General features: G+C 46.0%; 8 protein-coding genes and 1 pseudogene (1 of these 9 only partly in view). 2 read left to right on the top strand and 7 right to left on the bottom strand.

Features of this window, described 5'->3' with window-relative positions:
- From COW20_20865 to COW20_20885, 5 genes and pseudogenes are all read right to left on the bottom strand, one after another.
- Positions 1 to 29, bottom strand: a pseudogene (locus COW20_20865) (hypothetical protein) (it extends 532 nt beyond the left edge of the window).
- A gap of 196 nt (positions 30 to 225) precedes the next feature.
- Positions 226 to 783, bottom strand: coding sequence for an ArsR family transcriptional regulator (locus COW20_20870; GenBank protein ID PIW45379.1), 558 nt, complete (start codon positions 781 to 783; stop codon positions 226 to 228).
- A 127-nt stretch (positions 784 to 910) separates the two neighbouring features.
- Positions 911 to 1,312 (bottom strand): hypothetical protein, encoded by a 402-nt coding sequence (locus COW20_20875; protein PIW45380.1) that lies wholly within the window; start codon positions 1,310 to 1,312, stop codon positions 911 to 913.
- 8 nt (positions 1,313 to 1,320) lie between these two features.
- Positions 1,321 to 2,733 carry a hypothetical protein gene (locus COW20_20880; protein ID PIW45381.1) on the bottom strand — a complete coding sequence of 471 codons (1,413 nt, stop codon included), beginning with the start codon at positions 2,731 to 2,733 and terminating at the stop codon, positions 1,321 to 1,323.
- Positions 2,734 to 2,751: 18 nt separating this feature from the next.
- Positions 2,752 to 3,144: a hypothetical protein gene (locus tag COW20_20885; protein PIW45382.1), complete on the bottom strand. Its 393-nt coding sequence runs from the start codon at positions 3,142 to 3,144 to the stop codon at positions 2,752 to 2,754.
- Between the two features lie 121 nt (positions 3,145 to 3,265).
- Here COW20_20885 and COW20_20890 point away from each other — a divergent pair, with 121 nt between their 5' ends.
- The gene (locus COW20_20890; GenBank protein ID PIW45383.1) at positions 3,266 to 5,245 is read left to right on the top strand and encodes a hypothetical protein; all 1,980 of its coding nucleotides are present in this window, start codon (positions 3,266 to 3,268) and stop codon (positions 5,243 to 5,245) included.
- Between the two features lie 182 nt (positions 5,246 to 5,427).
- Entirely contained in the window at positions 5,428 to 5,742 is a 315-nt protein-coding gene (locus tag COW20_20895; GenBank protein PIW45384.1) for a hypothetical protein, read from the top strand.
- 14 nt (positions 5,743 to 5,756) lie between these two features.
- Here the strand turns inward: COW20_20895 and COW20_20900 are convergent, their stop codons facing one another.
- Both COW20_20900 and COW20_20905 read right to left on the bottom strand, forming a co-directional pair.
- Positions 5,757 to 6,977, bottom strand: a complete 1,221-nt coding sequence (locus tag COW20_20900; protein ID PIW45385.1) for a hypothetical protein — start codon at positions 6,975 to 6,977, stop codon at positions 5,757 to 5,759.
- Positions 6,978 to 7,055: 78 nt separating this feature from the next.
- Complete coding sequence (locus tag COW20_20905; GenBank protein PIW45386.1) at positions 7,056 to 7,325, bottom strand: hypothetical protein; 270 nt, start codon at positions 7,323 to 7,325, stop codon at positions 7,056 to 7,058.
- Positions 7,326 to 7,446 lie beyond the last annotated feature (121 nt).

Here is a 7,446-nt window from a genome sequence, read left to right on the forward strand (position 1 = left end):
TTGGGTTTGGGGAGCCAGTATTTGTGCACTTGAATTAACTGCTGTAATCGTCATTTTTCATTTCCTCTTTAAATTTTCACTTGGTTTAGATAATACTCTTATCAGGTTTATCCCCCAATTTCTTTCTTATCTCTAATTTATCTAAGAATTAAGGAATGGTTAAATTTAACCATTCCTTTATTTTCTTAATCTCTCTTTTCTGCGAAAATCTGGTTCTCAAACCCTTTAAATTCGCCAATAAAGCCCTTGATCCCGCTGCATCAGACCAGTCATGATAAACTCCCGGCGCAAGGTAGCTGAATCCCAATGATACTGAAGCAAAAATGCATTGATCTCTTTTTCAGGATAGCGTTTTTCCCAGGCCAACTGTTCGACCAACCAGCGCAAAATAACTTCCCGCTTCTTACGCGTCGAAGGAATCTTGGTAAGTTTGCCCTCCTGCAGATAGTCCTTCAGAATTTTCTGTTCCCAGAGATCGGTGGCCTGCTCGGGTTCGGGAGCCGCAATTTTTTCGAGTGAAAGCACATCTTTGCTCAAACGGTGCAAAGATGAAGCCTCTAACTGGTAATAATGGTTGTTCCCCTCGCGCCGCATTTTGACCAACCCCAGCTCTTTGAGCCGGGCCAAATGATGCGAAACCGTGGGTTCTCTGACCTTTAAGCGGGTGGCCAATTCTTCCACACTGTACTCGCGCTCGGCCAGCATACCGATCAGTTTCAGCCGGTTTTCATCTGCCAGGGTTTTAAAAAATACGAGCAATTGCTCAAACAATACCTGATCCATGGATCGTTCTCCCTTTAAACAAGTAAATAGTGATGGCTTCAAATTCTATTTTGAAGATCATCTAATTAGATATATATCAAATAAGAATTAGACCTGTCAAGCGAACAGGCCACAGAGCGGGATCGTTTTAGGGGTTTACAAGCAGATTGACAACTTCATTGCGCAACTGTACAGGATCGAAAGGCTTGAGCAAATAGCCATTGGCACGGTATTTGACTGCCTTCCGCACAGAAAGCTCAGAATTATCAGCTGTCAGCATCAAAACAGGAATATGACTGGTATCTGGCATTTCGCGTAAGTTACCCAAGACCTCGACGCCCTTGAGATCGGGCATATCATTGTCGAGCACAATTAAATGGGGCTTATAGGTAATCGCCAGGCGCAAACCTTCGCGCGGCTGAGAAGTTTGAAGTAGACTTCCAACAATTTTTGAAAGCACCAATTTCAACAGATTGAGAATATCCGGATCATCATCGATCGTCAGAACACGAAGTTCCTTAAACAGGATACCCTCAGTCTGTTGGCACATGAAGTTGCTTAATCAAGCCGCTCAATCGTTAGCAATTGAGGTGGCGTGGCATCAGCGGGATAAATCAAGCTGAGTTTAACATCATAGCGACGGCCCGGTGGAATGGTCAGAAGCGCCATCGGAGGCGCTTCTTCACCCTGGCGTAAAACCAGATGCACGATCTGATCTTGCTGTTGTTGGTATTCATCTACCCATTGCAGTCTGACACTGCCGCGAAAGACCACCTGTTGGCTGGGAGGATAGAGATAGGTCAGGGTCGCATTGGAAGCAGGGCCGCTGATATTCGCAGGAGAACTTAAGCGCAAAGCGTAATTCCGAAAAAAGGGATCAGGGTTATTAAAGGGCAAGGCCAGTTCATAGTGCACGCCATAATTGCCATGGGCCTGGTAAGCCGTATCCGGATAGCGCGCTAAAAGATTGGCACTCTGATTCTGCTCTGTTCCCATCCGTTTCAAATAGGTAGAAGCGATTGGGTAAGCGCTGATCGCACCAGGAGCGGGCATTTCCAAAATCGAAATGCGATCAAAAAGTTTGCCTGACCAGAGATTTCCCTGCTGAATACCTGCCACACGCCCATAGCGAAAGGCTCCCGTTGGCGGGGGATCCATGGGGTGATAGGGAGTGGGCTCCTGCTCACGCACACCGGCCAGCACGCGTTGGTTCAAAATTTCGCGGTAATCATCCAAACTGGGGGCTTCGCTTGCACCATTGGCAAATTTAGCCACCTGAGAAAGATAAACCGGGCCATCGCTGTGAAAATGCATCAGGGTTGAGCGACCATTGATCGGCGGCAAAATCGCCACATCCGTAGGGATCGGCAAACTGGAAAGCAAAACTGTTGAGCGGGCCGGTATTTCAATTTTTAGAGGTGAAAATTGAGATTTACCGGCCACCAGTTCGGTTGCCACCCGGTCACCTGGCCCGGCATAAATTTTGGCGTCGGGATTGGCTTGAACGGGGGGCAAGGAGGCAAACAGCGCATCGGGCTGGCTCAAATAGCTGGCCCCAGATTTCAACTCAATCGTCACAGGGGTATCCTGCTGATTACTGGCCAATAATCCCAAATAAAGCAAACGCTCACCGGGTTGGTTGTCTTTGGCGATATGGTGCGAGAAAACAGAGAAATTCCCTTGAAAGGCAAAATTCAAAAAGGGGGTTTTACTGCCTTCTGGGCCGGGCAGACTCGAAAGCAGGATGCCTTCTTCCTGCACAATTTCAGGACTGTTGCTGTTAAAAACAGGGGTTTGATTCAGGCCGCCTGGGAGCTTAAACAGCTTGACCTGGCGTTGGGTTTCTACGGGTGGCGGAGCAGCCAGAACAGAGACAGGGGTCAGGGCCAGACTCATTGCCAGAGTCGTCAGAGTTGCAAGTGCAGATCGTGTAAATTGGGCCATCGTTACGTCCATCCTTCGTTCTACCATTGGGCTACAGACAAAATTTTAGAAAAATATTGCGAAAATCGAGAAAAAGAGCATAAAAACAACACTCAAAATTAAGCAGGAAAACCAGAAATTCAAAGCCAAATCAAAGATAAATGCCAAATCATCGATTTGAATGTAAAATTTACAGACAAAGGCCAAAAGAATACTTTCAAAGGCATAAAAAAACAAGGAAGAAAAGAAACCCAGATCCAGAAACAAGCCAGCAAACAGAACAATCGCTGGCAGTAAAAAAAGAAAGACAGGCCAGATTTCTGCCTGTTTCTGTTCGTTAAATACCACCGCGTCCTGCGCTTGCGGGCCTTTGCCAAAGCTGTCCACGGGAAAGATCAAATAATAAAGCAATCCCCGCCCACTGGTGCTTCCGTAGCCAAAATCTGTTCCATAATCCATGTCTTTAATTATACACCGTCTGCCTGAATTTCCAATCTGGGGCCAGAAGCCAAGCCTCACCTTTTTTACCCCCCGCAGAAAAATGTTAAACTAACAAAAACATCAACCAAAGCGAAAACCTATGAGCGAACATTCTGCAGAAGAAATTCAACCAGGAATTCGACGGATTGGCGATATCGTTCTCAAATATCGCCTGCGCAAAGATTTAACACAAAAAAAACTGGCGGATCTGATCAAACGCAACCGCAATGTCATTACCCTGCTCGAACAGGGACGCCGCATGCCAGGGCCAGAAGATCTTTCTTCACTGGCGGATATTCTGGATCTGCATGATGATCCCGACTGGCGGGTGGTTACCCACGATCATTATTTAAGCGCCATCGCCTTTGAAACCGTTCTGGGAGAAATGATCGGCAAAGCCCTCAATCTTGAAACCCTGGATCCTCTCTCCCAGGGCATGCTGATTGAAGCGGTTACCGAATATGTTCAGGATCAGGGCGCGCATATGTCGCTGATTCAGGCCCATGCACATTTCAATTCAATTTTGACCTTTTACGGTGAGCGCAATATTTCGCTGGCTTTTTACCGCCATTTTCTCGGCCAGACAAGTTTTGCCTCGGTTGAACAGTTTGAACACCAGGTGCGGGAACTGCAAAAAACGGCGATTCGGATCTACGGTTCCTTCCGCAAGGCCTATAAAACCCTGTCTATCTGTTCTGAGAGCGAATTACAGGAACATCTCAAGCCCCTTGAGAAAATCGACCGCTCACTGTATACTCAACGCCGCCCCTTTGAAACCATTCACCCGATCGCACGTGAACGTCTCGACGATCTGGGCTATATTTCTGCCGAACGGGTGCGCCGCCAGAACCGGGAACGCCATGAACTGCACAGCAAACTGAATGAACTGGCCGAATGGATCGAAAACGATAAAGAGGGCAGCATGTTGGGGTTTTCGGCCAAGAAAACCCACCGGATTCAAGCCTTGCTGCGTAAATTTGACTCTGATCTGGAAATTGAAGAAACCCTGTTTAATCGCGTCGACCCTGAAGAAATCCGCCGGGAAGCAGCACGCATGGCGCCAGAAGATGAAGATTTGGCCCGAATTGAAGAAACCCAGGAAACTGGCCAGAAAAATCTCTCGGCCTATTTGACAGAACCGTATATGGACGTTTATATCGCCACCTCGATGCGCGAACGGGCAGATTTTATTTCCGTGAATACCTTTGTTGAAACCATTTTCAAAGACCCGCGCATCGCTCCGCTTCACCTGCGCTATTTTAACCCCACCCTCTCGTGGATTGCGGATCGGGTCGCCAAAGGGCTGGTGGAAGCGCTGATGCTGAAACGGGCCAGTCTGACCATTTATATGGCCCAAAAAGGCGATACCTTTGGCAAAGATTCAGAAGCCTCGGTTGCCTTGGGGCAAGGCAAACCTGTGATTGTCTATGTACCCAGACTGTATTCTGAAAAATCTCAGATTGACAGTGAAAGTCTCATGAAAATGCACGAGCATGGCCTGAGGCTGCTGATGCAGGAATTGAATCTGGAAGCCGATGAAGACCTCGACCGCCAGGGCATGGTAGCCAAAGTGCTCAGTGCCCAACTGCATCAATTGCCCCCCCAGGCGCTGACCGATCTGGTACTCAGTCATTGGGCCGATTTTGATCTTTATGGCGAGATCAAAGACCTCAATGCCGATCAGAAACAGCTGGCCAGCAACTGGCTGGACGAATTGACCCTCAAGGCCCGAACAGGCACTCCCCCACTGCCACCTGAGCAGATTCGCGCCACCTTGATAGAAAAGCTGGTGCATGTCGCACTCTTCTTTGAACGGCGGGCCTTTACCTTTAAAGAGGTGCATCCGCTGGCTTTGCAGGTCATTCTGTCTTCCGGGGTGCTGAATGGAATTCTGGTGGTACGCTCAGCAGAGGCCTGTACCCGCATGCTGGAACAAATTCTGACCAATACCCTTGAAACCGAACTGAAAGTAGAGCCCGAAAACTATCGTCTGATTGAAAAGCACACAGGCAGCACGCTGCGCGTGATTTCAAAGAACCGTTTGCTGACCAATGCCTTCTGGACACAGTATTTTGCTTGAGTGTCAATCTGTATGCGCTGATACGTTGTATCTTGAACAAAGAAGAACGCTATGCTTTGCCCGGAACCCTGAATCAACTTTCACGAAATGCGAATGATTGGGCCTGATTTGCGTGTCCCCCTCCAGAACCCATGAATAACACAATTTTGAAAGTCTCATTCAAGAAGGTAGCTTATAGATCAATGGCCCCAATCATATGCCCCTTATTCCCCGTCAAGATTGTCTTGAGATGGTATCTGGCTGAGCCTATTCAAGGTTCTTTACTTCAGATAAGCGTATCAAAGAGTTCGTTCGTATTTGCCTTAGCCCTCTCAATCGAACGAGGTTGTCGTAAAACTTTCTTTATGTCGGAGAGTGGTACAACTCAGTTTAATTACAAACAAGTTGAGAAGATGATTTCAAACGCTGAGCTTACCGAAACGGAATTAAGCCAACGACTGACTGAAGTTTACGAGCATGATGTATATACATTGCACATCACAGAGCCACCTAAATGAGACCGAGAAAGTAGTTAAAGAGCCGTTCTTGGAGATATTTTTCGAATCATATTGTGGATTTTATCTGCAACATAAAGATTGCCACTCTCATCAAAAGTGAGCCCCCAAGGTTGTGTAAAGTATGTAAGATCTCCTCGACATTCTTCTGAGGGGCCACACTGACGCGAAGTCCCAGAAAGACTTTGCCATGACTTCCTATCTGGAGCTAAGCGATAGACTTGATTTTTCGAAGAATCTGAAATATACAAAGCATCTTCACTATCTATCGCTATTCCTGTTGGCGAGCTAAGAATCAAAGATTGCTCCCTTGGGTTTGTTAAGGATCTTGGTACGTTAACTGTAGAAACTTGGCCCTTAGGCGTGATTTTTCGGAGACTGCTGTTTGAAAAGTCTGCTACATATAACTCTCCTTGGGGGTTGATGGCTATCCCCATGGGACTATAAAAACGAGCTTCTGTACCTTGACCGTCTTTATTACCAAATTCGCCATTTTCTGAACCCGCAAAAGTTGTCAAAATTCCGTTTTCAAGTTTTCGGATACAGTTGTTGCCTGTATCTGATATATATATAATTCCGTTTTCAGCAATCACTATTCCTTGGGGTTTATTGAGAACTACGGATTGCCCTTCAGCTTTTAAAACAACTGTTTTGGTTGTTAAGGTCTCTGATGGCAAATGGGTTGCAGAGTTGTCTTTATTGCTTGGAGCAAAATAAGGTATTTGTCTTGAAATAATGGGTGAACCTGAGGTGTTAGAATCCAAAACGATGATGAGGCTATTACTCGCATCAAAGGTCAGGGGATACAGAAAAAAGAGTGTTCTTACAAATGAGGTTCGAGGTTCCTCATCTTGTACTCCAAACTTTCTTACATAGCCAAAAGTGGATATGTTCTGAAATTCAGAGGTCTTTAAGTTTATTCGCCCCAAGGTAAATTCTCTATATAAACTTCCAAAAGTAACATACAGCGAACCCTCTCTATCCATGGCCAACCAATATGGTTCCTCTATTGTTTGATTGACCTGAACAGGAGAAATTGTTACCCGATTTGCTTGCCTTAAATTAGTTTTTACATTTTTTGCATAGCCTAAAGGTTGAACGAGTTCAAAAACCTCCTTGCGATATGCGGGATCCAAGGTATTGTTCTGTGAACTACAAGAAGAGATCATCGTAATTACGATGGTTCCCCAAAATAATCTGAATTTTTTAGTCCGGGTCAAAAACTTTTCTATGTTCATGGAAAAATAACTCCGATTAAATTAGCTCAACATAGCCATGCTCCATTGTATTGAGTACAAAATCATCAGGAAAATCTTTCAGATTTTCCTGATGATTTCACTGCGACCCCGAATCGCTGCGGCCAGGACATGGCGGTCAATTTCATCCAAAAGACTCAGACTGGGAATCAAGTCATCATACCCTTCTATCAGAAAATCTGGGAAAAAGGTGTCCATGGTATGATAGATCCGCTTCAGACGCTCGGAATCGAGTTCCGGTCTTCTCAAAAGTAAATTCCGTACCCACTCGTCATGAATCTGCTGAGTCCATTTGGGTTGAAACAGCTCAGTTTCCGCCAGTGTCAGCAAAATATATCGCAGAAGGGCAGGGAAGAAAACGCAAGTATCAAAGAGAACCGAAAAGGCTTTAAAACCTCAAAGTTTTCCCACATCCAACAAAGCAGTCTTGATTGTCGCCAAAGGCAAAACC

The sequence above is a fragment of the bacterium (Candidatus Blackallbacteria) CG13_big_fil_rev_8_21_14_2_50_49_14 genome (genome assembly GCA_002783405.1).
In the GTDB taxonomy this organism is placed as follows: Bacteria; Cyanobacteriota; Sericytochromatia; order UBA7694; family UBA7694.